Origin of the sequence: Paraburkholderia monticola (assembly GCF_001580545.1) — a bacterium.
GTDB classification, from domain to species: domain Bacteria; phylum Pseudomonadota; class Gammaproteobacteria; order Burkholderiales; family Burkholderiaceae; genus Paraburkholderia; species Paraburkholderia monticola.
The window spans coordinates 1-927 of the sequence record NZ_LRBG01000033.1 but is presented as its reverse complement, the minus strand read 5'-3'; the positions used below and the strand labels follow the sequence as shown (position 1 = coordinate 927).

The window sequence follows — 927 nt, the reverse complement described above, 5'->3', positions numbered from 1 at the left end:
CAATCCCTCGATATCCCCGGCAACGTCGCCCCGCTCGATGCGGACGCGAATTCGCCCGAACAGGCGCGCTTCGACGCGGTGATGGCCGCCGACGGCAAGATCGAGCCGCAGGACTGGATGCCCGACGCCTACCGCAAAACGCTGGTGCGGCAGATCTCGCAGCACGCGCATTCGGAAATCGTCGGCATGCTGCCCGAGGGCAACTGGATCACGCGCGCGCCCAGCCTCAAGCGCAAGGCGATCCTGATCGCCAAGGTGCAGGACGAAGCCGGCCACGGGCTCTATCTGTACAGCGCCGCCGAGACGCTCGGCGTCTCGCGCGACCAGCTGGTCGCGGCGCTCCATGCGGGCAAGGCCAAGTATTCGAGCATCTTCAACTACCCGACGCCGACCTGGGCCGACGTCGGCGTGATCGGCTGGCTCGTCGACGGCGCGGCGATCATGAACCAGATCCCGCTGTGCCGCTGCACCTACGGGCCCTATGCCCGCGCGATGATCCGCATCTGCAAGGAAGAGTCGTTCCATCAGCGCCAGGGCTTCGACGCGCTGCTCGCGATGATGGCCGGCACCGACGCGCAGCGCGAGCTGGTCCAGCAGGCGGTGAACCGCTGGTGGTGGCCGGTGCTGATGATGTTCGGCCCGAGCGACAAGGATTCGGTGCACAGCAACCAGTCGGCGCAATGGGGCATCAAGCGCATCACCAACGACGACCTGCGCCAGAAATTCGTCGACGCGACCGTCGAGCAGGCCAAAGTGCTCGGCGTCACGCTGCCCGACGCGGACCTCAAATGGAACGAGGCGCGCGGCCATTACGACTACGGCGACATCGACTGGGAAGAGTTCTGGCGCGTGGTGAACGGCGACGGCCCGTGCAACCGCGAGCGCCTCGCGACCCGCGTGAAGGCCCATGACGACGGGGCATGGGCG

At 67.1% G+C, this 927-nt stretch carries 1 protein-coding gene; it reads left to right on the top strand.

The window, feature by feature from the left end; genetic code table 11:
• Positions 1-927, top strand: a 927-nt coding sequence (gene paaA, locus CI15_RS20765; RefSeq protein WP_063910560.1) for a 1,2-phenylacetyl-CoA epoxidase subunit PaaA, incomplete at both ends; no start/stop codon positions are given.